The organism is Arthrobacter humicola, from assembly GCF_039531445.1.
Taxonomy (GTDB): Bacteria; Actinomycetota; Actinomycetes; order Actinomycetales; family Micrococcaceae; genus Arthrobacter; species Arthrobacter humicola.
This window is the reverse complement of record NZ_BAAAQB010000030.1, coordinates 75,580-102,348: the sequence shown is the minus strand read 5'-3', so window position 1 is coordinate 102,348 and position 26,769 is coordinate 75,580. Positions and strand designations below refer to the sequence as shown.

The 26,769-nt window shown below is 61.9% G+C and carries 16 protein-coding genes; 3 read left to right on the top strand and 13 right to left on the bottom strand.

Annotation, left to right across the window (positions count from 1 at the left end; translation table 11 throughout):
- Positions 1–3 precede the first annotated feature (3 nt).
- Positions 4–2,682: a heparinase II/III domain-containing protein gene (locus ABD243_RS11275; protein WP_344365521.1), complete on the top strand. Its 2,679-nt coding sequence runs from the start codon at positions 4–6 to the stop codon at positions 2,680–2,682.
- 21 nt (positions 2,683–2,703) lie between these two features.
- Here the strand turns inward: ABD243_RS11275 and ABD243_RS11270 are convergent, their stop codons facing one another.
- The 9 genes from ABD243_RS11270 to ABD243_RS11230 all read right to left on the bottom strand — a co-directional run bounded on the left by ABD243_RS11270 (position 2,704) and on the right by ABD243_RS11230 (position 18,073).
- Positions 2,704–4,908, bottom strand: coding sequence for a heparinase II/III domain-containing protein (locus ABD243_RS11270; RefSeq protein ID WP_344365499.1), 2,205 nt, complete (start codon positions 4,906–4,908; stop codon positions 2,704–2,706).
- Between the two features lie 358 nt (positions 4,909–5,266).
- Positions 5,267–9,655, bottom strand: a complete 4,389-nt coding sequence (locus ABD243_RS11265; RefSeq protein WP_344365497.1) for a glycosyltransferase — start codon at positions 9,653–9,655, stop codon at positions 5,267–5,269.
- 48 nt (positions 9,656–9,703) lie between these two features.
- The gene (wecC, locus tag ABD243_RS11260) at positions 9,704–10,948 is read right to left on the bottom strand and encodes a UDP-N-acetyl-D-mannosamine dehydrogenase (protein WP_344365495.1); all 1,245 of its coding nucleotides are present in this window, start codon (positions 10,946–10,948) and stop codon (positions 9,704–9,706) included.
- A 14-nt stretch (positions 10,949–10,962) separates the two neighbouring features.
- Complete coding sequence (locus ABD243_RS11255; protein WP_344365493.1) at positions 10,963–12,813, bottom strand: CgeB family protein; 1,851 nt, start codon at positions 12,811–12,813, stop codon at positions 10,963–10,965.
- Between the two features lie 62 nt (positions 12,814–12,875).
- The gene (locus ABD243_RS11250) at positions 12,876–13,700 is read right to left on the bottom strand and encodes an ABC transporter ATP-binding protein (RefSeq protein WP_425547183.1); all 825 of its coding nucleotides are present in this window, start codon (positions 13,698–13,700) and stop codon (positions 12,876–12,878) included.
- Between the two features lie 49 nt (positions 13,701–13,749).
- The gene (locus ABD243_RS11245) at positions 13,750–14,646 is read right to left on the bottom strand and encodes an ABC transporter permease (RefSeq protein WP_344365488.1); all 897 of its coding nucleotides are present in this window, start codon (positions 14,644–14,646) and stop codon (positions 13,750–13,752) included.
- Positions 14,643–16,382, bottom strand: a complete 1,740-nt coding sequence (locus ABD243_RS11240; RefSeq protein ID WP_344365486.1) for a glycosyltransferase family 4 protein — start codon at positions 16,380–16,382, stop codon at positions 14,643–14,645. Before ABD243_RS11240 ends, ABD243_RS11245 begins: the two co-directional genes overlap by 4 nt.
- Positions 16,379–17,638, bottom strand: a complete 1,260-nt coding sequence (locus ABD243_RS11235; RefSeq protein WP_344365484.1) for a glycosyltransferase family 4 protein — start codon at positions 17,636–17,638, stop codon at positions 16,379–16,381. Before ABD243_RS11235 ends, ABD243_RS11240 begins: the two co-directional genes overlap by 4 nt.
- A gap of 9 nt (positions 17,639–17,647) precedes the next feature.
- Positions 17,648–18,073 (bottom strand): hypothetical protein, encoded by a 426-nt coding sequence (locus ABD243_RS11230; RefSeq protein ID WP_344365482.1) that lies wholly within the window; start codon positions 18,071–18,073, stop codon positions 17,648–17,650.
- 421 nt (positions 18,074–18,494) lie between these two features.
- On the opposite strand from ABD243_RS11230, the gene ABD243_RS11225 reads away from it, so the two are divergent.
- A complete protein-coding gene (locus ABD243_RS11225) occupies positions 18,495–18,995 on the top strand; it encodes a DUF3515 family protein (protein WP_344365480.1) in 501 nt (166 codons plus the stop codon).
- Positions 18,996–19,043: 48 nt separating this feature from the next.
- On the opposite strand, the gene ABD243_RS11220 is transcribed toward ABD243_RS11225, so the two are convergent.
- From ABD243_RS11220 to murA, 4 genes are read right to left on the bottom strand one after another with little or no spacing between them, the layout of a single operon-like run.
- Positions 19,044–20,174 (bottom strand): D-alanine--D-alanine ligase family protein, encoded by a 1,131-nt coding sequence (locus ABD243_RS11220; protein ID WP_425547180.1) that lies wholly within the window; start codon positions 20,172–20,174, stop codon positions 19,044–19,046.
- A 17-nt stretch (positions 20,175–20,191) separates the two neighbouring features.
- Entirely contained in the window at positions 20,192–21,274 is a 1,083-nt protein-coding gene (locus ABD243_RS11215; protein WP_344365476.1) for an NAD(P)H-dependent glycerol-3-phosphate dehydrogenase, read from the bottom strand.
- The gene (locus tag ABD243_RS11210; RefSeq protein WP_344365474.1) at positions 21,271–22,017 is read right to left on the bottom strand and encodes a lysophospholipid acyltransferase family protein; all 747 of its coding nucleotides are present in this window, start codon (positions 22,015–22,017) and stop codon (positions 21,271–21,273) included. Before ABD243_RS11210 ends, ABD243_RS11215 begins: the two co-directional genes overlap by 4 nt.
- Positions 22,018–22,027: 10 nt before the next feature.
- Positions 22,028–23,353 carry a UDP-N-acetylglucosamine 1-carboxyvinyltransferase gene (murA, locus tag ABD243_RS11205; RefSeq protein WP_091253277.1) on the bottom strand — a complete coding sequence of 442 codons (1,326 nt, stop codon included), beginning with the start codon at positions 23,351–23,353 and terminating at the stop codon, positions 22,028–22,030.
- Positions 23,354–23,973: 620 nt separating this feature from the next.
- Here murA and ABD243_RS11200 point away from each other — a divergent pair.
- Positions 23,974–26,538, top strand: coding sequence for a galactose oxidase family protein (locus ABD243_RS11200; protein WP_344365468.1), 2,565 nt, complete (start codon positions 23,974–23,976; stop codon positions 26,536–26,538).
- The last annotated feature ends 231 nt before the right edge of the window (positions 26,539–26,769 follow it).

Below are 26,769 nucleotides of genomic sequence, written 5' to 3'. Positions count from 1 at the left end.
CCGATGGTGCGGTCGATCAATTTCGAGGTGATGAAGGAAGCGGTTGCCCGTCAATTGCCCCAAGGATCCGATGAAGCCTCCCGATCGCGAGCCGAGCGGCTGCAGCGCCAGGGCGAGATCGTCAGCGCAAGATTTGGGGTACTCGACTACAACGGTGGTGAGATCTGGGCTGACTCGACCAAGAGGTCGCAGGCCAGATTTGTCCACGGCTTCCTTTTCTTTTCGGATTGGCACGGTACCGTGCTCCGTGATGCAGAAGTTAGCCAGTCTGCCGCGGAGGCCGCAATCGGGATTGTCCGGGCGTGGGCCAGCGAGTACGCGGATGGAACCAAAATCCCTGCTGTCTCCCACCACGACGAAACGACGGCTCAGCGACTGATCCAGTTAACTGCACTAATTCACCAGCTCGATGACCTTGTGAACGCGGAAGACTACATCTGGCTAACTGACCTGGCCGTGAATACAGCGGAACTTCTTGCCTCTGACGAATTCCATGCCAGCGGCAATAACCATGGCATGTTCCAGGATCTCGCGCTTCTTTACTTCAGCGTGATGTGCGAGGAAACACCTGATGCGGATCGCCAGCGATATTTTGACGTATCGACACGGCGCCTCCACGCCTACTTCTCTTCGTCGTTCAATGCCGACGGGGTGCACCTAGAAAACACGCCGACATACCACCTTATGGTGTGCAAACACGTGCATGGGGTCCTGGAAATTCTTTCGAAGGTCAACCACGAGGACGCCGGGTATTATCGCCGCCTCCTCTCAACTGCAACAGGGTATGCGACTCACGCACTCATGCCGAACGGCATGTACCCACCGGTCAGTGACACGACCCAGCAATTGGAAACACGGGCCGCCCGGCAGAATATCTTTAACAGCGAAGAATTTGCTTATGCAGCGTCGGCCGGCAAATTAGGATCCAAACCTCAACAAAGGACCATGGTCCTCCCGGATTCAGGCTATGCGATCTATCGAAGTGCTTGGGGCGATCCGAATGCAACTTTTGCGTTCTTTTCTGCTGCCTACAACGCAAATTATCACAAGCACTCCGACGATTTGAGTCTATTTCTGCGCAGCGACGGAGTGGATCTACTCTCCGAAGCCGGCGCTTATGGCTACGATTACAAGGATCCGCTGACCAAGTTTGGCTACTCCTCCTATGCTCACAATTGCCTTGTGGTCGATGGTGTATCGCTGCCCCGCACCGACGAGTCCAGCCACCTGACCACCCTCGAAGCGCATGAAGTTCGAGAAGACGGCTACCGGGTCACCGGGCGGACGCAACGTCTTAAAGACACGACGCACAGCAGAACCATCGACATCCGCGAGGAAGCCGGAATCCCCCAGTTTGATGTTCTCGACGCCGTAGAAAGTCAAGGGGAACATTCATTTGAACTGCTGTGGAATCTCGGCCCGGAGGTCGAGCCAGTAGTTCACGGAAACGGTTTTGAACTGTTCCACAACGGCCGCAAACTGCTGGATCTTCAATTCGACGCGGATGTACCCACATTCGTGTCGGTGCATAAGGGCGAAAAGCGGCCAAAATATCTTGGCTGGCGGTTTCCACGCTTTGGCGAAGCTATTCCCTCGAATGTCGTCAAGATTTCTTTCACAGGACGCAGCGCCCGTCTCCACAGTCGCATTAGGCTCGCCGGCTTTAACTACCTGGACCGCGGACTCAACGAGGCATCGTCGGAGTGGAAGCGTAGCGGGGACCGTGTCGGGCTGAACTATCTTTCAGTGCCGGCGACCTCCCAATCGGGCTCGGGGAAGCTTGCGGTTGTGTTCACAGCCATACACCAGCCTGGAGACTTCACGTTCAACTACAAGAAGTCCATTGATCAGACCGGCGCGAACGCCCTCTACATTCTCGATGATTTTGGGGACCAGGGAGCCTACTATCTGGCCGACCACGGCGACCGGTCCATTTTCAATGCCACACAATCGCTGATCCGTGCCGAACTGCACCGTCTGGGATTGACGGCCGCGGATCTAATCACTGCAGGCTCATCCAAGGGCGGCAGCGCAGCAATGCTCCACGGGATAGCCGCCGGCGCCGGACGTATTGTTGTCGGCGCGCCTCAAGTGAAGATCGGTTCGTTCCTCCAGACACCGCACCCGAATATCCTGCGGTTCATCATGGGAGACACCGACGAAGACTCAGTGCGCGCCTTGGATCAGGTATTGTTCGACGCGATTGACAGCCTGGAGGACTCAACGAGGATCAGCATTGTTGTAGGCGAGGCGGACCACCATTATCGCAACCATGTTCTCCCGCTCAAAAACTACGCGGATAATCACGGCAAAAGCGTCGAGGTGACAGTACTCCCGGGATTGCCGCACGCAGAAATTGGCAGTGTTTACAGAGCTTTCCTGATCGCAAACATAGAGCAGGAATTGCTAGGGAGCCGGGAACGTGTTGTAACCCACCTGTTCCATCACGCCGGTGACGACTCCACGTCCTTGCACTTGGACGTGCACGCGCCATCCGGCTGGGAGATTGCCAGTCGCCTCTTCTGCGGTTCCGACGCCGTAGACAGGACCCCCTTCGGAGAAAGCCGTACTCTCCGGTGGAGTTCGCTTCCGCCGGGCCGCTACCGGGCAAGGGTCTTTCTGCGAAACCCCGAAAACAGTGACGTGCCCCCATTTACCACCGGATGGTTGACCGTTTCATAGCCATAGGCCTGCCGGGAACAATCAAGACGCTGTGGCCGAAAGATTCAGGTTCTGCACCTGGGGCATTGAAAGCTTGACGATGGTTAGCGCCCGGCCATCGGGGCCTTTCTCGGGGGCCGGCACGGCGGTAAGGACGGAACCTGCCGGCGCGCCCGTAAATGCCAGAACGAGAGTCTGCCCATCACGATTTAGTACGGCCCGGTTAGACCCAACGGTTACCGTCGCATCCGTGACCCACTGCCACACGAGATCCATGGGCTTGTCGGCGCTCACAACATCGTGTATCACCATCGAGGCCGCCCCGTGAGAGATGGAACGGGTTGCCGCGGATGTTCCGGGCAAAGCTTGCCGGAGGTCTGCCGATGCTGTCGATGCGGAGGGCTCGGTTACCTGGCCGACCGCAGTTGTCGGCTGGTTGACACCCTGCATCATCAACGTCGAGTGGGAGGATGTGCTCGTCTTCCAGTAGGTCCATCGAGTGGGCTCGGAATAGTAACCTGACGGCGCGTTGTCCAGTCCCCCCGGGTCTACTGACCATTGAACACCGCGGCGGAAGAAGGAGATCACGCCCAAATCCAGGTGCGCATGATTGGCTGCGTTGACGCCTCCCTTGAGCGTGGCCGTGCTGCCGGGGAGCTGCAGGACTGCAAGCCCCGTTTGGGGATACAGTTCCGATTTCTTGGCTGGCAGGCTGCCCGGTGTCGATGCCCACCACATGAGGTATGCATCCGGTTTCTGCTTGAACTTCTTCGCTACCCAGGCCGCGACTCCTGAATTGTTTCTTACGTGGGCGTCCCAGGCAGGCATTAATGGGCTGAGCTCAGCGGGCTCCGCATCTGCGAACGGTGTCGGATGGTCCGTGGGGTCCGTACTATTCATCGCGTAGGCCGAAACTTTCGCCAACGACGGCATCGCCACCGGCACGGCTGAATACACGTTGGGCAGGGACGAGTACAGAACGGCGATCGCCCGGCTTTGGTAGGTCCAGTAGCCGGGCCCCTCCTGGGTACCGCCATCTGCCGTGATCAGGTGCAGCGCCGGCTGAATGGAAACGAGGGATTCTCTGGCCAGCGCCGCAGCCCTGGCTGGAGACTTCTTGAGGAATACCGCGGCCGCGATGAAGTTGGCCGAGTTATGGATCGCCGCGATGTTGGTTGGGGCATCGACGAAGTTCTCCTTGTCGGCCTGTAAGCATGTTTGAGGGCCGAGCCAACGCACTAGTACTGTCTCTTCCATACCGGTCGACTTCGCCCAGTCAGTCGCCGTTGCTGCCGCAAGCAGGAGGTGGGATGACGTCAGTGTGTTCATGCCAGCGGGCCCGGCTGCCAGGATTTGTTTAGCCTCGGATGCCAAGGCGTTCCGCGACGCTTGGTCCCCGCCGGAAAGCCAGCCGTATCCAAGTCGCGCGACCCGGGGGACATAGGCGGTTCGCAGGTCCGACAGCTGCAAGTGGGTCGCAGCTTCGGACGAAGCCGAGCGAAGCATTTGCGCATGTATGGCGGCGAGCGAAGCATCCGCACCGATACGGCTCTTGGAGTTGGCGATCAGCTTCGCAGACGTCGCTACACCAGGGCCGGTAGTCGGAAGCACGGGCGTGAATGCACTGCTGGCAGAGGGCAACGCGCAACCGCCCGGGAATCCTATCCACCCCGGAGCGGACGGAATCGTGCCCGCAGCGTTCTGCATCGCGGCAAGCCAAGCCGAAGACTTGAGGTCTACGGCCGGAAGCGGTTTACCGATCACCCCAAGCTGGGCAGCCGTGTCCGCCGCCAACTGCGTGGTGAAGGCACTCGTCCTGTCCTTGGTTGCCCCGTAGGCAGTCGGAGTAATCCGGGCCGCTGCGAGATCATCGAGAGCTGTGTTTGCGACCGTTTGTTGGGTCGCCCGCAGACCCTTCAGCACCGTCAGCTGTTCGGCCGTTTTTCGGACCGTTGAGGCCCTGAGCGCCTCGGCCTTCATCTGCACGGCGACGACGTCCATGGCTGATTGGGTTGTAGCTGCCGTCAGCGCATCCCCCACCGGCTTCAGGGACGCGGTACCCGAAGCGATGGCGCTCTTGACCGTCAGGGCATTCGATCTGGCCAACTGTGTCATGAATGGGCGCGCGTCGACGTAATTCTGTGCGGCCGCATACGAGATCTGGCGCAGGGCAGCCCTTTGCTCGCTTAGAGTGGCGGCCGAAGCCGGGCTCATCGTCAACACGGAGATCAGGACCGAGAGCGCCACGCCAGCCGAGGTAATGCTAACCCATCTGGACGTGGGTCCGGCCGGCACGCCGTTTGTCGCCTGACACGCAAGATAGCGGCGCGGTGATTTCACTAGACCTACTCCATGGAGACGGAACTTCTTCTTATGCCTGGTGGTTCCCAATTGCGGCAACAACCCCTTCCGGAGCTATTGCAAATGGATCACGCCTTGCGCGTCCGTCATCAGCCTATTTGCCGGACGAGTCATGGAAGAAAGCATGCGACGAAGTTTTCGCGCAGGATTAGCCCATGATGCTCGAACCCGGGAAAAGATCCTGCCCAAACGCAAGAGGGTCTGGGCAGGATCCCGCACTGAAGCTGGCGATGGTGGGCTTCAGTTAGCCTCGGTGATCCCCGATGATGACGTTCGACAATGCCGGAAGGATTGTGCGGGCATCAAATTTCGAGGCGACGAAGTCCCGGGCGCGCTCGGCAGCATTGCTCCAAGTCTCCTCGTCCAGACCCGCAATGAATTCCGCCATCTCCGTCTCATCACCGTGCAGCCAAGAAGCTGGGTAAATCTGATCCGCGCCAGGCCAGGCCAGGCTCGCGGGCACGGCCCCGGACGCGGCACCGTCGGGAAGCGTCAGATGGAAGGACTCAAAGTCGCTCACCGACAGCACGATACCGATCTTGCGGTACCAAGCCGCCATGTCGTCACCTTGCTGATCAAAGGTCACAGCTCCGGCAAGAAGCGGATCCGCGTCAATCTTGCGATACTGCTCCTCGTAGAAAGACATCTCTTCCGACCTGTTGACCATCCAGGCGAAGTCCTCGGGGCGTTTGCCCTTGATGAAAAGCCGGTAGCGATCGTCCTGCATCCGCAGCAGCCTCAGGACTTCGAGCGCTTTATCCAGACGTTTACGGGCAGGGACGATGCCGACAAATCCCAAGTTGAATCTTGCGCCAGCGAGCTTGTCCTGATGGAGCGATTCGATATCGACGGCGTTGGGAATGACTCTGCTCTTATGAGAAGGGACTCCGTGGTCGCGAACCGCGACATCCAAAATATGTTTCCCCACGAAGATGACTTCGTCTACGTCAGGGAATGAGACTTCCCTGACATAGGGCCGGAAGATCTCTTGAAGGTGCAGCCGGGTCACCAAACGCTGGTGAGATGCCTTGTTTTTCGAATACCAGACCGCGTTACCGAGCGTCCACTCGCAGAAGATGACGTCTGCCTTGGCGAGCAATCGGTGGCTCTGCGCTTCGTCGTGCTTGTTGTGGTCGAGCCACTTGTCAATCGTGACACTGTGACCAAGCTCCTCCAGCTCTGAGATTATGCCGTTGGCAAATTTCAGGTCGTGTCCCGCGATCAGTACCTTCTTAGGCCCGGTACTGGTTCCGACTATCGCCGCAGGCGGGTCGACCACCAGTTCCCGCCGAAGACACAAGTCCCCGTCGCTCTGGGACCCGTCAAGGGTTCGGAGCTGCGGGCCGGATCCATTCCCGGGGCGACGCTGGGCCAGTCCAAGTCCCGGGATCTGGAGGTCATCGCTGGAAATGGAGACCGAGCCCCATCTTCCGAAGCTGGCGGCAGACAACATGTCCTCGAACACCGTACGGTCGCAATGGCCCGTTCCTGGGCTGCCGATAAATGAGATACCCGCGGACGCCGCGCGTTGTGCTGCATCGTCACTGTCGCTGACGATCTGTATCGGCAACTCCGTTTGGACGCCCGTATGGGTGCAGTAGATGCGGGCCGGTTGCACTGTCTGTCGACTCAGCAACGACGCGATGCCAGCTGTCAGTTCGGGAACAACGACCGCGTAAGGGGGAAGCTCGGGCGCCAGCACGACGATTCCCGCCGTACGTAGGACATAGGCAAGCCTGTGAGCGGCCGTGTGTGCGCGGTGCACGTGCCGGTAAGCCAGCCACGCGTCCCGAACACGGGCCGGCTCATTGCCCATCCATTCCTCGATGAGCAGATTTGCCTCTTCCGCCCCGTTCACGACGGGAATCAGTCCGTTCATGACATGCTCGACGCCGACGCCCGTCCCGCTGATTACGGCTGACCCAGACGCAGCAACTTCCATCACCCGCCGCGAAAACATGGTGGGTGAGCCGTCGACAGAATTGACGTTGATATGCACCGGATGTGCCTTGTAGGCTTCGACCATTTCGGCATATTCAAGTCCGCCCCGGACAAAGCGTCCCAGATGATCAGGGAAGCGGTACGGGCTGTCCGGATTCAGATGCTGCCTGTCGTAAATAGACAGTCCATAGTTCTTGGCGACATCGAGTATTGTGGCCAGCTCTTCGGACCGGTTCTTGTACCGGTCGCCATAGTAGGAGCCCGCGTAGGCCACAGAGTGGTCGTACGGACGGAGCGGCGGAACAATGTTATGCAGCCGCGGTTGGGCATAGAACGGAAGCGAAGCAACCGTCTTCTGCCTGGAACCAGCATTTTCCTTGTACCTGCGTATGCAATCCGCGTCGGTGGTGAACACGTGATCAAAGTACGTGGACGTCTTCCGGAAGCGGTTGAAGTGAACCGGGTCCTCTTTGTTCCAGAAGATCGTCGGTACACCCGTTGCGTTGCAGTGCCCCAAGATTGTCTTCAGCGTTGAGAAGGACTCCTCATCGTAGTAACCGACCTTCCGGTGCCACAGTCCGTCAATTCCCTCCCAGGCAGACTCCACGAAGAGCGCATCCAGGGGCTGGGCAGCGATCTGTTCGCGCCAGGACTCGGGGCGGAGTTCAACAAGCGTAGCCTCGCCCCGCAGGCCGGCCAGCGTGAACTCGTCGGAAATGATGCCGATAGTCAGCTCGCGAAGTCCGCGGCCAGACGGCACCGCGTTGGCGGTCCTTGCCCTGCCGTGCGCGTCGATAGCCCTCTTGCCCGCGGCTTTCCACGTACGCTCGTTGATGGCCCATAGCCGGGCTCGTCTGCCCATCGCGGCGCGGAGTTCTGCATCCTGGGTCAGCCTGCTTATCGCTGCCGCAAGGGAAGCAGGCCGTCCGGCCTCGCTGAGAAGTGCCCGCTCCTGACGTGTGCCTGCAAGATCTCTCGAGGGTCCCAAGTCGCTGAGGATCAACGCTTTGGCGCTGGCCATGGCTTCGAGGGGCTTGAGCGGGGACACCATCTCAGTCACCGGAAGCCGCCGCCTGGGGCAAGGCATGATGTCGAACAGGCTTACGTAGTCCGGGATCTCAGTTGCCGCCACACGGCCGGTGAAGATGACATTGTCGCGGATCCCGAGCTCCGCTGCGTGACGCTTCAGCTCGGGCAGTTGCGCTCCGTCGCCGACCACCACCACCTTGACGTCCAGCCCCTCGGCCAGAACAAGCTTGCTGGCTTCCAGCAGGTCCTCAAGGCCCTCGTAGGGAACCAGGCTGCCAGCGTAACCGACGACGGTCGTCCCAACTTCCAGTCCCAATTTTTGACGCAATGCGTCAAGGGGAGGCATAGGAGTAAACGTCTCGGTGTCGACCGAATTCGGCATGAGACCAATCGAATCCGCGTCGACTCCTCGTTGCACCAATTCATCTCGCAGTTGGCTCGTGATGGCCAAAACGGAATCTGCCTCTTTGGCAACGAGGGTCTCGAGTTGAACGGCGAGTCTGAAGCGATCCGTCTCGCCCCATTCCGGGTTATTTGACAGCTGTGTTATTTCCCAGAGGCCCCTCACCTCATACACAAACGGTATGCCCAGTCTGCGGGCGGCCATCAGCGCGGGTAGTGCCGTGACGTAATTTGAGGCGGCGTGGATGACCGAAACCCGATTGCGCTGGGCTTCCCGCACATAGACGTCGACGGCCTCGGTCAGGTAATAGTCCAGGCGGTCGGCGGTCCAGCTCGGTCCGGGACTGAAGATATGTGCCACGCCGTTGATCTCGCGCTCAAATCTGGCCGTTGAGTCAACTGGCACATCAACTTTGGAATCCCACGGATAGCCGGGGCGGGCTACGACGAGCACGTCCTCTCCGTTGGCCTTGAGGCCGGCGACGACGCCGGCCGTTCGCGTGGAGTAGCCGTTGCTATTGAAATGGCCGGTGCTGTGGGCGCAGTACATGATCCGTTTGCGCTCCGCGAGATAACCAATGTTGGGTTGGCGCGGCGAAAGAGCGGGTTCCCGGCTCAGAAGTTCGCACTGGCCCAGGATGTTCTGGATCAGTGCCAGCTCCGTCCCGGTGACCTCGTCCAGCAGCTCAGCATTCCGCAGAATAAACTGGGCGGGCTCCGCAATGGATCCCATGACGAAGTAGTCGTGCGAAATCAATTTGATTGCAGCGGCCTGGGACGGCGTGGCCATGAAGTCACTCAGCAACTGTTGCCGCGTGACCGGAGCACTCGCGGACGCAACCACGGTCCCCAGCGCCGTATCCGCAGTCCGCGATGGCGCTCCGCCGACGGCCCGGTTCCGTAGCAAGCTGTCTGTTCCCCCGGGCCGCCCGGCTCCCGCAACGGCGCTGGATAGCAACCGGGCCGGCGCACCGATGGCACGTCCCAGCCGGAGACTCTTGGACGACCTCAGGGCCTTGAGCGCAGCCTTGAGCTCGTTGCGGCTCTTGTTCGCCGCGCTCAGTTGGGACTTTGCATTGTCCCTGGCCCGCCGCATAGCCCGGAGGTCTTTCTCCAACGCCTCGACCCGCTGGCGGTCGCTGGCTTCTCCGGCCAGAAGCCGCTCATAGTCATGAATAACAGAGTCAATGTCCTGCAAGTACCGTTTGCGTTTCGCCAGCTGGACCGTGGTCAACTGGGCAACTTCGTCTGAATACTTCATTACTTCGCTTCGCGTCCGCTCGCTTGTGTGGTTGCCGCCGTCGGTCTTCTATTGCCAGATGCCCCGGGTGTCCACGAGCGCCTTATTGGCCGTAGACGCCGGATCGACTTCCTTGAAGACGTCGTGGTCGACCAAGAGCACGATGGCGTCGGCAGCGGCAATCGATGGTTCGAGTTCTTCGAGTGAAACGTTGTGGAGGCCCGACAACTGTCGCGGCAGGCTGTCGACGTGTGGCTCCACAACCAGGATCTCGGCTCCGTCCAGCTTGAGGCTCAGCTTCTGAACAATGGACACAGCGGGAGATTCGCGGAGATCGTCGATGTTGGCTTTGAATGCCAGTCCCAGCACGGCGATCTTCGGCGAAATCTTGTCAGCCACGGCCTCCTGGACTTTTTGGATCACCCAGTCCGGCTTGGAGTCGTTGGTCTCCCGGGCCTGGCGGATTAGCCGGGCTTCGTCAGGCGCCGCCGCCACAATGAACCATGGGTCAACCGCGATGCAGTGACCGCCGACGCCGGGACCCGGCTGAAGAATGTTCACCCGCGGGTGATGATTTGCGAGCTTAATAAGCTCCCAGACGTTAATCCCGAGCTTGTCGCTGATGACGGAAAGTTCATTCGCGAAGGCGATGTTCACGTCGCGGTAAGAGTTCTCCACGAGCTTGGCCATTTCGGCCGTAGCGGCATCGGTGACGAGGATTTCGCCCTGGCAGAAAACACCGTAGAGGGCCCTGGCCAGCTCTGCCGCATGGGGCGTCAGGCCGCCAACGATGCGGTCATTAGTGACGAGCTCGATCATGATGCGGCCGGGGAGAACGCGCTCCGGGCAGTGGGCCACATGGATGGCCTTGCCACCCTGCCCGTCGAGGCTGAGATCGGGCCGCAGTTCCACGATGTATTCGCCTAGGAGCTGAGTGGTGCCGGGAGGGGACGTGGATTCCAGAATGATCAGCTCGCCGCCTTCGAGCTGCGGGGCAATACCTCGGGCTGCGGCCTTGATGTAAGTGACATCCGCCGTGCGGTCCGGGTTGAAAGGCGTCGGAACAGCCACGATGTAGGCCTGTGCTTTGGGGGTTTCAGTGGCGGCACTTAGCTTTTGCTGGCTCACGGCACCGGCTACGTAGGACGCCAGATCGGGTTCCACGAAGGGGACCTCGCCGCGATTGACCGATTCGACAGTTTTGGGATTCACGTCGACGCCGACGACGTCGATTCCGTTGCCAGCAAGGATGGCGGCCGTAGGGAGGCCGATGTAGCCGAGCCCAATGACCGCTACTTTTTCAATGGTATTCATAGAGAACCCCCTAGTCAGACAGAGACTTCGTCTCTGTAGTTTCCAAAAAATTTGATTGTCCCGCTGGACAGCAGTTGGGCATCGCCTACCCGCCAGGTGTGACCGCTAGACAGCCGCTGCTGGCAATAATTGAACCGGTCGGAAGAGTAAATGACGCCACCGTTCCCTGTGAAGTCGTTGAGGAAGCGCGTGTCTTCGCCTCCTGCCAAAGGGGCGAATGGCGTGCTGTGGAATATCTCTGCCGAGCCGAAAATCGTCGGCCCCATGATGGACCGTGTGTAGCGGTGCTCCCACTCCGGGAACCGGAGGATAGTCGCGTTCTGTTCGGCCAAGAACATGTAGTGAGCTTGTTTCCCTACTACACCGGCGCCAGAGTACTCCAATGCGTAGAGCTGGTCGCTCAGGTACTCGACCCCGTAATAGTCGTCGTCATCCATCTTGGTCATGACGTCGCCGGAGCCGGCTGCGACGCACATGTTGAGGCACTCTCCCAACGGAACTGAGAGGTCAGCTGTCAACAAGATCATGTTCTCCACGCCGAACTGATCCTTGAGCCGGTTCAACAACCCGAAATCAGGCTCAAAGCCATGAAGCAGGAGCACAAGTTCCACGTCGACGCCGGTTTGGCCTCCGATAGTGCGAAAGACGTGCTCCAGTTGCCATGGACGAATGGTGGACACAAGTGCGGAGATCGATGCCCGCGGTTTGCGATTCACGAGTTCCGGGTTGACTGCCGCCATCACCTGCGCGGCACGGGCGCCGTAGGTGTGGTCCCGCCATATTCGGCGCTGACCGCGGTGGAGCTGGCGATCCCCCAGTTCGGGGTTCCGGTGGAGTGCCCGCAGAAGATTTTCCGCCTCAGCCTGGGTATGGACACTGAAGATTTCATCGGATGCAAAATATGAGTCGATGGCGGGGCTGGGAGTCGTGACGAGATTGGAGCCGGATGCCACAATCTCAAATACCCTCCTGGAGCACATCGTCGGTGAATCCACGACGGAATTCACATTGAGAAATGTCTTGTACGCCTTGTAGGCCGTGAGCATTTCGGCATATTCAAGGCCTCCGACCACGCGGCCGGCAAAAGGTTCGGGAAACTGATACTTCGCGTCGCCACCAATCTGCCGTGAAAAAATCTCCAGGCCCGTATCCATTGTCGATGACGCGGAAACGGCCGCGGTGAGCAGCAAGTCCAATTGTTCACGACGTTCGGGGTACTTCTCCGTGAAATACATGCCGCCAAACGCCACATCCCGTTCATGCCACCCGAACTTGGGCCTAACCGGGTTGTGCAGCGCAGGCTGCGCTGCGAACGGCAGTACCGCAACGCGGTCGTGGCCCAGATCCTCCCTGTAGGAGTCCAATTTGTTGGCATCGCTGGTGAAGACGTGGTCGAACAGCTTCGCAGCCGCCAAGAAATCGTCGTAGTGGGGAGGGTCTTCCTTGTTCCAAAAGACGGTCGGTATATTGTGTTCGTTGCACCATGTGGTCAATTCGCGCAGTAACGACGGCCCCGTGTGGTCCGGGCCGGTTACCTTACCTGTCCAGAGTCCCCCGTTCCCCTTCCATGCTGATTCGACGAACAGGAAGTCCACTGGTTCTTCTGTGAGCTGATCCTGCCACGTCTTCGGCGTCAAGGGAACGCATTCCCACTCGACGCCGAAGGCCGTCGAGGAGAAGTCGTCCAGGATTACGCCAACACGCGCACGGCGGCGCCCAGGGTCTCGGTGCGGCTTGCTTACTGAGGGCTGGAATTTCAGCCGCCGCTTCTTGCCGCGTCCGATCCAAGCTCCCTCGGCGCCCCGGACGGTTTCAAGCTTTCTGTGGCCCGCCTCGAGCGCTTCGCGCGCCAGCCAGAGCCGCACTTGCTGCGGGCCGCCCGCTCGGAGATGCCACAGGAACCTCCGCAGAGTCTTGACGTTCGCCCTCACGCTCCGGCCCGCCGAGCAGAGTTTCGGTCGCTGACGTCGGCGATTTCAAGATCCTGAATCATGCGGCGCCGCAGCTTCAATGCACCAACGCGGTCGCCAGCGGCCATCTTCTGGGTAAACAACCGATACCACTTGATCACGGCAGCTGGTTCTCCGTCGGAAATCAATTCGCCTTGATCGATCCAAATAGCCCTATTGCAGAGATCTGAAATTGTCGCCATGCTGTGACTGACCAGAAACACCGTGCCTGCCTGGTCCAGCAATTCCATCATGCGTTTACGGGTTCTGTCCTTGAACTGCGCATCGCCTGTGTTCAATGCCTCATCGATGATGAGGATCTCGGGATCGATACTCGCGGCAATGGCAAACCGCAGCCTCGATGCCATCCCGGCCGAATAGGACTTCATCGGCATGTGGATCGCATCTTCCAGGCCGGACAAGTCGACGATGGCGTCGTACTTCTCGTCGATCTGACGGCGGGACATTCCCATGGCGAGACAGCCCAACACAATGTTTTCGTCGCCGGACAGGCCCGGCAACAGCGCCGCATTAACACCCAGCAGCACTGGCGTGGACGTGGCATAGACAGCACCGGAGGTGGGCGGGACCTGGCCTCCAACGAGCTTGAGCAGGGTACTTTTGCCAGAGCCGTTCCGGCCGATGATGCCCACAGACTCACCGTGTTCCACCACTAGTGACAGCTCTTTGAGGGCGGTTACCTCCACGGCCTTGGACTGCTTGACTGCATTCTTGAGCCCGGCCCAACCGGACGACGAAGACAAAGCGTTTTGCCTTGTCCGGGACGTGGTCCGGTAGGTCATGCTCACCTTGTCGATGACAACGGCAGGGGTTCCTTGAACGAAGTTAAGGTCAGAGTTCTCGGCCATATGACTCTTCCCCCTTCCAGAAGAAGACGATTCCGAAAGCCGCGGCCGCTACTGACCAAAGGGTCAGAATCACCCAGGCCCGCCAGGGACCGACACTTCCGTTTAGCAGGCATTCCCGTGCCAAATAGAGAACGTTATAAAGGGGGTTGTATTCCATGACCGCCTTTATGGCCGGCGCCCCATCGAACCGGTCAATCGAAAAGAACATGCACGAGGCATACATCCATAGCCGCATCGCGTAGGAAACGAGCTGACTGGCGTCATTGAAGATTGACACGACCCTGGCGAGGATAAGCCCGATGCCCAGATTGAAGATGAACTGAAGGACGACGATTGGTATAAGCATCAGCCAGCGCCACGAAATTTCTTCCGCCGGCGGCAGGATGATAATCAGAATGAGCATCGTGATGAGGACGGGAATGTTTGATAGCAACTCTCGCAAGTTGGCTGCTAAAACCACACTGGCACGGGGAAACTGAAAGGCCTGGATAACGTTCTTATTTGCCGAAATGACACGCGACGAGCTTGAAATGGCCCGGGTAGTCATCTGGAAGAGAAATACGCCAATGATAAGGAAGGCGACGAAATTCTCAATTCCGCCCCCGGACTTCAGCAGCACCCCCATGATGAGGTAAAACATTAGCCCGTTCAGCAACGGGCCCAGCACCAGCCAAGCCAACCCGAGCCGGTCCTGCTCATTCCCGGTCTGCACCCGTGACCTGGCATCGTAGTAGACGAAGTGCCTGTAGTCCCAGAGAGCAACGAGGTAGTCAAGCAACGGCGGGCGCGCACCCACACGGCGAAGGCCGCGCAAGTTCACGGAAGTATTTACCGCGGTAGGTTGCGGCGTGTGGGGGGCGGTTGCCGTCTCGGTACTCATCGACGGACCACCAATAGTCGCTCATATGCCGTGTTCAGGGACAGTGCGTTGGCCCTCCAGGTTCGTTTGTCCAGCACGTCTTGCCTTCCTGCCCGTCCCAAACGGGTCCGCAGCTCGTCGGAGTTGATCAACGACTCCAATTTAAGGGCGACGTCTTGGCTGTCTTCCGCATTTGCGAGCAGGCCGTTGACGCCGTCAGTCACGATTTCCATCAGTGCTGGCAGCCTGCTGGCTACAACAGGCCGGGCGCATGCCAGCGCTTCCACCGGTTTGAGAGGGGTGACGGAACGCGTAACTTCGAGGTCCTTGCGCGGGACTACAAACACGTCCAGCGCTCGATGGTAGCCTACCGCCCGTTCTTGAGGCACTCGTCCCGTAAAGATGATGCGATCGCTGAACCCGCTCCGACGAGCCTGTGCCTGAAGTAGAGGCCTAGAAACACCATCCCCCACGATGAGCAGACGCACATCCGGACGTTTCCGTGCGATCAGCGTATAGGCCTCAATGAGGTCATCAATCCCCTCATAGGCCACTAGGCTGCTGACCGTGCCGATATAGAACCCGTCCTCAGGCAGCCCCACTTCGCGGCGCGCGTCGGCCGCAGCCACCGGCTGATGGAGGAAGGCTCCGCCGACCGCGTTAGGAGCGATGATTATTTTCTCGCCAGGGATGCCCGCGGCGACAATGTTGGCCTTCATGGCATGCCCTAGCGTCACCACCAAATCGGCGTCGCGCATGACATCGGTTTCCCGGGCCTGGAAAAGCCTGTACTTTTCGCTGCCCCGTGCTTCAGGTCCCCGCGTGGCGGCCCAGGTGTCCGACAACTGCCCCCGGACCTCGTACACCCAGGGAATACCCAACGCCTCGGCCACCGCCTGGACCACCATTCCATTGACGAAGTGCGTGGTGGTATGGAGGACGCTGGGCCTGAACTGCAAGGCAACCTGCAGAAGTTCCTCAGCCTGCTGCTGCAGGCGTGCGTCCATCGTCAGTGCCAGCCGTGACGGCAGGAGGCGCCGGTAGCGGACACCGTCCACTACGTCACAGGCACGCGCCAGGAATTTGCCCACCTGCACGGGATACCCGATCCGCGTAACAGCCAATACATCCCAGCCGGCTTCCTGCTGGGCCGCCATGATCGAGTGGGACCTCTGGGCGTAGCCGCTGCCGGTGTGTGGAAGGGAATTGGTAAGAAAATGCAGGACCCGGCCAGAGACCGGTGTGAAGTCCTGCCGCTGCAGCAAGGGCGCCGCGCCAGCGAACACTGCTCTTTCGCCGGCGAGGCGAGCCTGCAGCCGCCGTCCTGCGGCGCCGGAGCCGTCGAGGGCCGTAACGGCGTCACCGAGGTTTCCGTCATGCCACAACCTGCGGGCCCGTGCAGATTTGAAGCCGGGCGCACGGCTGGCCCGGGCCAGCAGCGTGTCCGAAATCTCGGTCAAGCCACCAGACAGGGCAATCTCGGCCAAACGCCGGTCCCGTTCTCCGTTGGCGCGCCCGCTGACGGCGAGTTCGAGACGACGCTTGACATCGTCGTCGCTTCCGTTGCTCAGCGCTGCCAGAACCACTGGCACTGCCACCGAATCTTTCGGAAAGACAGCTGCAGCAATCCTGCCCAGGGGGCGCACCACGGAGGGCATACGGCGTGCCGCTTGAAGGTACAAAAGGAAAGGATCATCAACGAGATGCTGGCTGATGACGGCCGCCGCAAGCCGCGCATTCTTGAAGAGCTGGATCATGCGCCGGTGACGGTTCCCGCAAGGAGTTCGGAGATTAACTCCATGTAGCGGCCGGCAAGGTGTCCATATTCTGCGTTGGTCTTCACCCACTGCCGGCTGTCCCCGTTGCGCACAAGCCTGCTCCGATCTGCGGCGAGTTCACGCCACAAATCCGCCAGAGCTTCCGGAGAGCTGGGAACAATGTCCCCGGCTTCGGCGTCCATGACAATCCGGGCCGCTTCGCCGCGCACCACAGCAGTAATGTGGCGGCCGATGGCCAGAACCTCGTAGGTCTTGGACGGAACAGTGGTTTCGAAGGATTTCCAGTCGTCGCGAAGGGACACGAGGCACGTATCGGCAGACGCATACCGTTCCAACATGGCATCCCCCGTCAGGGGAGAATGAAACGTGACCGGCGCCCTTAGCGCCCGCGCCAGCTTTTCCAGCGCCGGCCGCTGCGTCCCGTGTCCCACCATATGCAGGTGCATGGAGTCCCCCACGAGGGCACTCGCCCTGATCGCCACATCAAGCCGCTGACTTTCACCGTGGTTCCCCAGATAGAGGGCCTCGAATACGTCCCGCTCGGGTTCCGGCGGACCCACCACAGGGATGGAGTCCAAGTGAACGCCGTTGCTGACTGTCGCTACATTTCGTACGCCTCGCGCCCGCAACGTAGCTGCGAACCCCTCCGTTACCGTGACCACCAGGTCGGCACGGTGTTGGACAAAATCCACGACCCGCTCAACGACGCCTTTCACGCTGCCTTGGACCAACCGGGCGTCACGGGCAAGGTCCGGCCAGGCATCTCGCATTTCGACGATCAATGGCACGCCGCGGACCTTGGCCACGACGTATCCGGCCGCCAGGGTAGGCAGTCCCGGCGCCGTAACAATGACGACGTCGGGCTTCCGAACCATAAACGCAGCCGGAATCGAGAGGGCAGCGGAAAAGCACTGGTCCAGCAGACGAGCCGCCCGGGAGTTGCCGTGGCGAAGGTAGGGAACGCGGAGAATCTTCTCGGTAAACTGCCCTTTTTGCAGCCGGAACGGCCTTCCCGCCATCCGACGAGGCAGGGCCCGCCGGCCGAAGGGATAGTGAGCAACCGGCGTCACGACGTCCACGTCCCAGCCCGCCCGGGAAAACTCCTTGATCATGGCAGTCCAGCGGCGCTGAGGTGGGCTCTGCTCCGGCCAATAGGAGTGAGTCAGCAGTGTTATGCGCAGGCTTTCCTTACGCGTGGCAAAGGAAAGGCGATCGGCATCGACTTCATCTTGCATCTTCGTTATCTACTTGGCGGTTCTCTGAATGGTGCTGGCGCTCCTGCGGCCCATGAACCGCAAATAGGCAAAGCCCAGCCCCAGCAGGACCATCACGGTGATGGCCTGCACGGCCAAGGGGCTGCCGGTGGCAACGGCCACGGCGGCCTGTACCTCGGACTTCACCATGGCCGGGTGCTTGGTGGGCGTGGCGATGACGGCGGTGGCTGTGGACGGCGCTGGCGTCGGGGTGGGTGAGGGGGTGGGTGTGGGCGTCTCCGACGGAGTGTCGTCGGCGGCGGGAGCCGGGGCAACGGGGGCTATGGCGGGCGGCGTTTCCACCACGGGCGCAGGCGTTTCGAGGGGCACAGCCGGCGGGACTACCGGCGCCGGGGCGGTGTCCACCGGCGGCGGTGAATCCACGGGCGGGGGCGGGTTGTCCACCGGCGGCGGCACGATCACAGGTTCGGTCGGCGTAGTCGCCGGATCCGTCGTCGGCGCTGTCGGACCCGGGTCAGCGGGCGCCGGAGAAGGCGAAATCGCCGTAGCCAAGGGGCTAGGGATCACCAAGTCATCGGCGTTGGCGGGCGCCGTGCCCATGACTGAAGCGGCGAGGAGCAAAGCTCCCAGCCCAGTGCCTATAGTGCCTATAGTTTTCTTTCGGCTGCACGACGTCATCGACAGTCCCTCCCCCACAGTGCGAGATTGAATCAGGTGTGCCTTATGCGGCCAACACTAACGTCATTGTCGGCAGAGCCCCAGAGGTGCACGAGGTCCCAGTCTACTCGAAGGCTGGAGTCAGGTTGTTCAAAGAAATGCTACCCGCCGAACATAAACTGTGGCAGGAGCGCCACGCGGGGCGGGTTAAGCTGGATGAATGCTCCCGTTCAGCCGCCTTGTTTCCGCGCGTTTTCCCCTTCTTGTGGCGGCTGCCGCAGCCGGCCTGGCGTTGACATCCTGCTCGCCGGTAGTCGACGTCACGCCCGCGAAAGACGCCGCGAACGCGGCCTGTGCACCGATGATGCTGGCCCTTCCCGATGCCATTGGCGACGCCAAGCTGCGCAAGACCAATGCCCAGGCGACGGCGGCCTGGGGAGACCCGTCCCTGGTGATCCTGCGCTGCGGTGTCAACGTTCCGGGTCCCACGACGGACCGCTGCGTGAGCGTCAACGGCGTCGATTGGGTCATCAAAGAAGGCAACCCGGTGTGGACCCTGACGACGTTCGGCCGCGAACCAGCCACGGAGATCCTCATGGATCCGGACAAGATCAGCTCGGCCACCGTGCTGGCGGATCTCTCCCCCGCGGCGCTGAAGGTTAAGGCCACCCGGAACTGCGTCGGCCAAGAGGACCTGCAGAACCTGCCGACCAGCAAGTAAGGGACCCGGCGCCGTGACGCCGGGCCCGGCGCTAGTGCCCCGCGGGGCCTAGCGCAGCCCCGTCTTGCGGTGCAGCGCGAGGTAGATCAGCTCGTCGATCAGTTCCGCATAGCCCAGGCCAGTGGCCTTCCACATCTGCGGGTACATGCTCTTGGGCGTGAACCCGGGCATCGTGTTGATCTCATTGATGATGAGCTCGCCCTCAGGCGTGTAGAAGAAGTCGACCCGGCTCAGTCCTTCGGCGCCGACGGCGTCGAAGGCGACAGCGGCCAGTTCCCGTACCCGGGCGATTGCCTCGTCGGGGAGGTCGGCCGGGCAGCTGAGCGCGGCGGCGTCGTCGACGTATTTGGCGTTGAAGTCATAGAACTCGTGTCCGCCGCCCGCCACGGAAATCTCGCCCGGCATGGACGTCCGGGGAGCATCGGTCCCCCGGCCTTCCAGCACGGCGCATTCAATCTCGCGGCCCGTGATGCCGGCCTCGATGACCAGTTTGGGGTCGTGCTCGCGGGCGGCCTCGATCGCGGCATCCAGGCCCTCGAGCGAATCCACCTTGGAGATGCCCATGGAAGACCCCGCCCGGGCCGGCTTGACGAACACGGGGAAGCCGAGCTGGTCCACGCGTTTGCGGACGGTCTCGGGATCCGTGAGCCACTGCCGGTCGGTCACGGCGATGTACGGTCCCACGTGCAGTCCGGCCGACTCAAAGACCACCTTCATGAAGTGCTTGTCCATGCCGACGGCGGATGCCAGCACGCCGGCGCCCACGTAGCGGGTGTCGGAGAGTTCCAGGAGGCCCTGGATGGTGCCGTCTTCGCCGAACGGCCCGTGCAGGAGCGGGAATACGACGTCGACGGCGCCGAGTTCCTGCGGGACTGCGTTCGGGGAGGCGACGATCAGCTGATGCTCGCCGCCAATCTCGGCCAGCGCCACGGTCTGCGTCGACGGCGCCACTTCAGGCAGCGACGTCGCCGAGAGCGACCATTCGTTGGTGTCCCCGGAGGCCAAAACCCACTGGCCGGTCTTGGCGATCCCGATGGGGATGACGTCGTACTTGTCCTTATCGATCGCACCGAGGACGCCGGCGGCTGTCACGCAGCTGACGGCGTGCTCGCTGGAGCGGCCGCCGAAGAGCACCGCGACGCGGGGTTTGGACTGGCCTGTGCGGGCTTCTGTGGTCATGTTGTTCTCTGACACTCTCAGTAATCGCCTTCGGGTTTCAGGTCCCGGGACAGCAGCAGCGGACCCAGTTCGTCTACGGACAGTTTTCCGGCCAGGACGGCGACGACGGCTGCCGTGATCGGCATGTCGACGCCGAGCTTTCCGGCAAGTTCGTGGACCGCCTGGCTGGACTTGATGCCTTCCGCGGTCTGCTTCATCTCGGCCGTGACCTGATCGAGCGTCAGTCCTTTGCCGAGCAGCCGGCCGGCAGTGTGGTTCCGGGACAGCGGGGAGGAGCACGTGGCCACGAGATCGCCCAGGCCGGCGAGCCCGGCCATGGTCCGGGCCTCGCCGCCCAGGGCAAGGGTCAGCCGGGAGGTCTCCGCCAGGCCGCGGGTGATCACCGAGGCCTTGGTGTTGTCCCCCATTTTCTTGCCTTCGCAGATTCCCACGGCCAGGGCAATGATGTTCTTGACGATTCCGCCGATTTCGACGCCGACCACATCAGTGGTGGTATAAGGGCGGAAGTAGGGCGCGGTGCAGCTGCGGGCAATCCAGCCTGCCGTGATCGGATCCGTGCAGGCCACAACGGACGCAGTCGGCTCGTCCCGGGCGATCTCCATGGCCAGGTTGGGCCCGGAAACCACGGCGACTCGGTTGGCGGGCAGGTCCAGCTCCGCGCAGATGACCTCGCTCATACGGGCGTCGGTGTGGAGCTCAAGGCCCTTCATCAGGGATACGACGACGGCGCCCGGCGTCAGGTGCTTCTTCCAGGCCCGCAGCTGCGGGCGCAGGGTCTGCGCCGGAACGGCCAGGATCACCAGTTCCGCACCGGCAAGGACCGCGGCGACGTCCGTGGAGGCCGTGATGCTGGACGGCAGCTTGATGTCCTTCAGGTACTGCTCATTGACGTGCAGTGCGTTGATCTGGTCGACGACTTCCGGACGTCGGCCCCAGAGGCGGATGCTGCGCTCGACTCCGGAGGCGGTGGCCGCATCGGCGACCACTTTGGCGAAGGTGGTCCCCCATGAGCCTGCCCCCAAGACAGCCACGGTGGTGGCGGAATCCGTTTCCCGGAAGGCCGGCGCCGGAAGATCCGCCGTCACTGATTCCGCGGTCATGTGGTGACGTCCGGGTCAATGCGGCCGTGGGTGGGCTGGTTGTGCGCTGCCGGGTCCCAGCGCTCTGCCGGCGGCTGTTCGCCGCGCAGTCCGGCCAGGAGGCCGGTTATCGCGTTCATGATGACGTTCGTGGCGGCGGTGAGCGTCGCCCGGTCCAGCGGGCGGCCTTCGAAGGCGCTCAGGTCCACGGGATCCCCTACTACCAGGCGGGACGTCTTGCGCGGGAAGAGGTACAAACGCTTGGCGTAGCGCGGCAAGACCTCTTGGGCACCCCAATGGGCCATAGGCACCACGGGGATGCCACTCTCCAGCGCCATGCGCGCGGCGCCGGTGTGGCCCTTCATCGGCCACAGGTCAGGGTCCCGGGTCAGGGTCCCTTCCGGGTAGATGATGATCGCCCCGCCCTCGTCCACGATCTCCTTGGCGAGTTGAAGCGAGCGGTTCGCTCCCGCCGTCGTGCGTTCCACCGGGATCTGCTTGGTGGACCGCAGGATCGCCCCCAGAACCGGAACCTTGAAGAGGCTGGCTTTGGCGAGGAAGTGCGGCATCCGCTTCTGGTTGTAGAGCATGTGCCCCACTACCAGCGGGTCGATCTCCGTGCAGTGGTTGGGGGCGGCGATGAAACCCCCGGCGGGCAGCTTTTCCAGGCCTTCCCATTTCTTGCGCATCAGCAGATTCATCACCGGCCGGACGATCCCGGCGACTGTCACAAATGTGGCGTGGCTCTTGGCCGTTTCCTTCACAGGGCCCCCGCTACTTGGCCGACGTGATGTCGAAATCGGCGCCGAGGCCCGCGAGCTTCTCGGTGAAGCGCTCGTAGCCGCGGTTGATGATGTCAATGCCTGTGACGCGGGAGGTGCCGGTGGCGGCCAGTGCGGCGATCAGGTGGCTGAACCCGCCGCGCAGGTCCGGCACGTCGATGTCGGTGCCCTTGAGCTGCGCCGGTCCGGAGATCACGGCGGAGTGCAGGAAGTTGCGCTGGCCGAAACGGCACGGCACGCTGCCGAGGCACTCGCGGTGCACCTGTATGTTGGCGCCCATGCGGATGAGGGCCTCGGTGAAGCCGAAGCGGTTCTCATACACGGTTTCGTGCACGATCGAGACGCCCTCGGCCTGGGTCAGGGCGACGATGAGGGGCTGCTGCCAGTCGGTCATGAAGCCCGGGTGAACGTCCGTTTCGAGGACCAGCGGGTTGAGCTTGCCGCCGCGGTGGTAGAAGCGGATGCCGTCGTCGCCGATGTCCATGCCGCCGCCGACCTTGCGGTAGGTGTTCAGGAACGTCATCATGTCGCGCTGCGTGGCGCCTTCAACAAAGATGTCGCCGCGGGTGACCAAGGCCGCGGAAGCCCAGGAGGCCGATTCGTTGCGGTCGGAGAGGGCGCGGTGGTTGTAGCCGCCGAGGTCCTGGACGCCTTCGATCCGGATGGTGCGGTCAGTCTGGACGCTGATGATCGCGCCCATTTTCTGCAGCACCGCGATGAGGTCAACGATTTCCGGCTCGGTGGCCGCTCCGGAGAGTTCGGTGATGCCCTCGGCGCGCGTGGCGCTCAGCAGGACCTGCTCGGTGGCGCCGACGGACGGGTACGGAAGGGCAATTTTGGCACCCTTGAGGCCGTTCGGGGCGGAGATGTGGATGCCGCCGGGGCGCTTCTCCACCACGGCGCCGAACTGGCGCAGGACATTCAAGTGGTAGTCGATCGGACGGTCGCCGATCTTGCAGCCGCCCAGGTCCGGGATGAAGGCCTCGCCGATGGCGTGGATCAGCGGCCCGCACAGCAGGATCGGGATGCGCGAATCGCCGGCGTGGGCGTCGATCGCCGTGCTGGAGGCGGTCTTGGCACCCTTCGGGTCAAGCGTCAGATCACCGGTGACGGGGTCCTTATCAACCCTGACGCCATGGAGTTGGAGCAGGCTCGTGACAACCTCGACGTCCTTGATTTCCGGGACGTTGCGCAACACCGATGGTTCATTGCCCAGCAGGGCAGCCACCATGGCTTTGGGGACAAGATTCTTGGCCCCGCGAACGGTGACGCGGCCAGTTAGCGGGACGCCTCCGCGGATTGTCAGAACACTACTCATATACCGGTTTCCTCACGACTACTCGCCCCCAAATCCTTACAAAGGCTCCAGCTAAGCATAGGAGTATCCGTTACCGATCCGAAATACGGAGCCCTTCGGCGGGGCGCGCGGCGGCCTAAACTGCCCGCATGCGACGGCGCTTTCGGACACGCTCACGGTGCCCAAGGAGAGTGGAACGCAGACGGGGCGCGGATGTCGCTGAATGACTGGGCGGGGTGCGCAACTGCGGGGGCGCGGCTGTTCGGCTCGAGTAGCTACCTGCCCGCTCAAACGATGTAGCGCCAAGGCGTCCTTCGAGGGCAGCCCCTCGGCCTTCAATGCTGCGGTCCGGCAGGGAGTACCTGCGTTGCAGCCCACCGAACGAGGGACAAGCATTCTGAGAATGCGCGCTCACGAGCCACCATGCCTGCACTCTGCATACGCACGTCCGCCGCCCAAGGTTTTCCCATGCTGCCCTCCATAGAGTCTGTCGTGCCACGGGGAAAGGTACCGCAGGGAGGCTCAAATGGATCGTTGGATGACACGCAGACAGCACCTCAGAAACGCTCGCCGTCGAACTTCATCCGTCTGTGGACTCTCGGAATCCAACTCCTGAAATGTGGCAAGTCATGCCGGGAGGGATGCGTACCATGATCCGGCCGCGGCGACGGCTGTCGATCCCGCGGGTGTTGCGCGAACATATTCGCCGGCTGTTCTTGGTTCTGGTCGGATCCGTCCTGATGATGGCTTTCGTGGCGCTGGCTCTGCACGTGCCCGCGGGCACGACCGGCTCGCACCTTCACAGCGCGGGGCTGCTGGCGACGGCGGCGACCCCGGACAGCTCCACGGACCTGGCCGGAACGCACATTCACAACGCCGTGCTGCCAACGGCTGCCCTGGCGGCGGCTCCGGCTCCCCTGCCTCGAACCGGATGGACGGCTACGGCCAGCGATGAAGAGGTCCTCGGCGAGAACGGTAAAGCCAGCAATGTGCTCGACGGCAGTGCTGCCACCATCTGGCACAGCAGGTGGTCCCCGGCGCCGAGTGCACCGCTGCCGCATACGATCACGATCGACACCAAGGCGACGCAGAGCATCTCGGGACTCCGCTATCTACCGCGTTCTGACCTACCTAACGGGCGGGTCGGCAGCTTTGAGATCGCGGTGAGCACCAATGGCACCACTTGGAGCGCCCCGGTGGCTCGCGGCACCTGGCCCGACACCGCCACGGAGAAGGCAGTGACCTTCACCGCGGTGAGCGCCCGGTACCTCCGGCTGACCGCGGCCACGGAGGCCGGCAATCGGGGTCCATGGAGCAGCGCGGCGGAGATAAATCTCGTGGGCGGTCAATCCACGCCTCCAACGGGTGTGCTGCCACGCGACGGCTGGACGGCCAGCGCCAGTGATGAAGAGGTCCTCCGCGAGAACGACCGGGCCAGCAACGTACTCGATGGCAGCACGGCCACCATCTGGCACAGCAGATGGTCCCCGACGCCGAGTGCACCACTGCCGCACGCCATCACGATCGACACCAAGGCAACGCAAAACATCTCGGGTCTGCGCTATCTCCCGCGTTCCGACCTCGCGAACGGGCGGGTCGGCAATTACTCGATCGGAGTCAGCTCCAACGGAATCACTTGGAGCACGGTCGCCACCGGAACCTGGCCGGACACCGCCGCGGAGAAGACCGTGACCTTCACCGCGGTCAGCGCCCGGTACGTCCGGCTGACCGCCATCACGGAGGCCGGCAACCGGGGTCCATGGAGCAGCGCGGCAGAGATAAATCTGCTCGGCCCTTCGCTGGGCTCCTGGGGTCCGACGATCAGCTTCCCGATCGTCCCGGTGGCGGCGGCCATATTGCCTGGCAACCGGCTACTTACCTGGTCCGCCTATTCACCCACGGCATACGGCGGCAGCAAGGGATATACCCAGACGTCAATCCTGGACCTTACCACCGGAGCCGTAAGCAATGACCAACAGGTGGCCAACACCGGCCACGACATGTTTTGCCCGGGAGTCTCGCTGCTGCCGGACGGACGGATCCTGATCAGCGGCGGCAGCAATAGCTCGAAAACCACCCTTTATGACCCGGTGACTAACGCCTGGACTCCGGGGCCCGACATGAATATCGCCCGGGGATACCAAAGTAATGTGACCACATCGACCGGCGAAGTCTTTACCATTGGTGGGTCATGGTCTGGCGGTACCGGCAACAAGAACGGCGAAGTGTGGTCGGCCTCAGGCGGTTGGCGAACGTTGCCGAATGTGCTGGCCGATAACATCCTGACCGCCGATCCCCAAGGTATCTTCCGTTCCGACAATCATGCCTGGTTGTTTGCGGCTCCGGATGGCCGGGTGTTCCAAGCGGGGCCGAGCCGCCAGATGAACTGGATCTCCACCAGCGGCGCGGGAAGTATCACCTCTGCGGGACTGCGCTCGGATAGCCCGGACGCGATGAACGGTGACGCTGTGATGTACGACATTGGAAAGATTCTGACCGTGGGCGGGGCAACCGCCTACGAGAACGCCCCAGCCACGGCGGCGGCGTACACCATCGATATCAACAAGCGGGTCATCGCATCCCGGACCGGAGACATGGCGGTCAGCCGGTCGTTCGCGAACGGGGTCGGGCTTCCCGACGGCCAGGTTCTCGTGGTCGGCGGTCAGGCTACCCCGGTTGCGTTCACTGACACGGACGCCAGAATGACTCCCGAAATTTGGAATCCGGCGACGGGGCAGTGGACGACACTGGCCCCGATGTCCAACCCCCGGACATATCACAGCGTCGCCCTACTACTCCCAGATGCTCGGGTTTTCGTCGGCGGTGGGGGACTGTGCGGCAGCTGCACGACAAATCACATGGACGGCGAAATCTTCACGCCGCCCTATCTGCTGAACGCCGATGGCAGTGCGCGCACCCGGCCGAAAATTGTGGCGGCACCCACCACCGCCGCGGCCGGCAGCACGATTGCCGTCACCACCGGAGCGCCGACCACAAAGTTTTCCCTCATGCGGATGAGCACGGTAACCCACACCGTAAACACCGACCAGCGGCGGATCCCGATGACAGCAACCGCCGTTTCAGGCAACACGGCGTCGCTTACATTGCCAGCGGATCGCGGAGTGCTGGTGCCGGGTACCTACATGCTCTTCGCTATGGATAGCTATGGGGTCCCGAGCGTCGCCGCTACGATCAGGATCAGTTGATGACGCCTGCACGGCAGCATCACGCCACGTGGGAAGGGATTGGCCAGGATCCCGGCACCGACGCCGGACTAAAGCCCACCAGAGCGGCAGGCATCTTCCAGTTGCAGTGGCATAGGAGCGGTGACTCGTGACGCTGGAGTGCCAGGCTGGCAGTGCTACAAACGTGGGACCGCGCAAAAGGCGAATGCCGCCGTCGAGTCCTACGACTCGACGGCGGCACATCATCACCGG

What these genes read in the sequence shown, in the direction of transcription:
- ABD243_RS11275 (WP_344365521.1), top strand. Translation starts at nt 4, where the DNA reads ATGGTGCGGTCGATCAATTTCGAGGTGATGAAGGAAGCGGTTGCCCGT.
- ABD243_RS11265 (WP_344365497.1), bottom strand. Translation starts at nt 9,655, where the DNA reads ATGAAGTATTCAGACGAAGTTGCCCAGTTGACCACGGTCCAGCTGGCG.
- wecC (WP_344365495.1), bottom strand. Translation starts at nt 10,948, where the DNA reads ATGAATACCATTGAAAAAGTAGCGGTCATTGGGCTCGGCTACATCGGC.
- ABD243_RS11250 (WP_425547183.1), bottom strand. Translation starts at nt 13,700, where the DNA reads ATGACCTACCGGACCACGTCCCGGACAAGGCAAAACGCTTTGTCTTCG.
- ABD243_RS11245 (WP_344365488.1), bottom strand. Translation starts at nt 14,646, where the DNA reads ATGAGTACCGAGACGGCAACCGCCCCCCACACGCCGCAACCTACCGCG.
- ABD243_RS11240 (WP_344365486.1), bottom strand. Translation starts at nt 16,382, where the DNA reads ATGATCCAGCTCTTCAAGAATGCGCGGCTTGCGGCGGCCGTCATCAGC.
- ABD243_RS11235 (WP_344365484.1), bottom strand. Translation starts at nt 17,638, where the DNA reads ATGCAAGATGAAGTCGATGCCGATCGCCTTTCCTTTGCCACGCGTAAG.
- ABD243_RS11225 (WP_344365480.1), top strand. Translation starts at nt 18,495, where the DNA reads ATGCTCCCGTTCAGCCGCCTTGTTTCCGCGCGTTTTCCCCTTCTTGTG.
- ABD243_RS11220 (WP_425547180.1), bottom strand. Translation starts at nt 20,174, where the DNA reads ATGACCACAGAAGCCCGCACAGGCCAGTCCAAACCCCGCGTCGCGGTG.
- ABD243_RS11215 (WP_344365476.1), bottom strand. Translation starts at nt 21,274, where the DNA reads ATGACCGCGGAATCAGTGACGGCGGATCTTCCGGCGCCGGCCTTCCGG.
- murA (WP_091253277.1), bottom strand. Translation starts at nt 23,353, where the DNA reads ATGAGTAGTGTTCTGACAATCCGCGGAGGCGTCCCGCTAACTGGCCGC.
- ABD243_RS11200 (WP_344365468.1), top strand. Translation starts at nt 23,974, where the DNA reads ATGCGTACCATGATCCGGCCGCGGCGACGGCTGTCGATCCCGCGGGTG.